The 1,114-nt window shown below is 55.1% G+C and carries 2 protein-coding genes; both read right to left on the bottom strand.

Going from position 1 to position 1,114, the window contains the following annotated elements:
* The coding region (locus Xinn_RS20935) for a DUF1281 domain-containing protein (protein ID WP_099137817.1) at positions 1–761 on the bottom strand (761 nt) is incomplete at its 3' end.
* Positions 762–856: 95 nt separating this feature from the next.
* Positions 857–1,114, bottom strand: a 258-nt coding sequence (locus Xinn_RS20930) for a TA system toxin CbtA family protein (protein ID WP_099137816.1), incomplete at its 5' end; no start/stop codon positions are given.

Below are 1,114 nucleotides of genomic sequence, written 5' to 3'. Positions count from 1 at the left end.
TCGCTGTACCAGTGGCGGATTTCACAGTCAAATATCGCGGACAGCTCCCCCATCAGTTCAGGTGAAGGCGGTGCCCAGGGCGAATCAAACCGCACGGTTAAACTGCTGACATTCCGGCGCTCCCAGCGCACATGGTGACCAAACGGCCATTCCAGCCCGTACTGCTCCTCATAAAACTGTCCGGTGGCGGGAATGTCTTTCAGTAAGCCGCTGCTGCCGCTGATTTCCGTAGCCAGATTTGTTGCCATAATCATCAGCATGTCACAGGGCTGCGCCGCCTGCGGATACACATTCAGTTTATCCCAGCACGCCCCGATATCCGGTGTATCCGACCAGCCCACCAGACCAAACCAGTCGGTATACTGGTGGGTCAGCAGACGGGCGATAACATCACGCGCCGCTTCCGGTACAGTGTCCCACTGCATCAGGCCAAGACCGGACTGCCGGTACAGGTTATCAATGCGTTTGATATTGTCCGTATTCAGCGACACATTATGCTGCAACAACAGCAGCCACTGCTCAAAGGCCAGATGCTGCGCCGTGGGTGCCGCCGTGCCGCGCACTAACGCCGGATATGGCGTATACGTCTGCGGTTTGGTGGGTTTCAGTATTCCTGCACAGCCGGCCAGAAACAGGCGCAGGCTTTGTAGCACCGCCTGGCGGTAACGGGGAACTTCTTCCCCGCAGACCCACTGTTGCATCACATCGATACAGACGGATTTGCCGGTGATTTCCAGTTGATTGGTGCACCATTCTGCCATGGTTAAGTTCCTCACTCAGATGATAAAAAATAAACAGGCGGAACCGTCCCGTCAGGGAAAGCGGTTCCCCCGATGGGTAGATTGAAAAAAAAGAATTACGGGTCGGTTTGCCTGAACAGCCTGTCAGCCAGACCGCTGTCAAAAATCACCGTCAGTTCATCGTGGATATCCAGATAAGGCGTACTGCGCGGGATAACCTGCGTATTCAGCCGGGTTAAGTCGTATTTATCCACCAGTTCGTTAATGGCTTCTGAAGGCCGGACACCGCTGTCTATCAGTGCTGCCACCGTATCGGTTTCACACAGGGCCGTATCGGTCAGGCTCAGGCCAAAATGCCGTTTCAGCAAGGCAGC

Source organism: Xenorhabdus innexi (assembly GCF_002632485.1).
Taxonomy (GTDB): Bacteria; Pseudomonadota; Gammaproteobacteria; order Enterobacterales; family Enterobacteriaceae; genus Xenorhabdus; species Xenorhabdus innexi.
The sequence above is the reverse complement of the archived record's forward strand: the minus strand, read 5'-3'. Positions and strand labels throughout refer to the sequence as shown.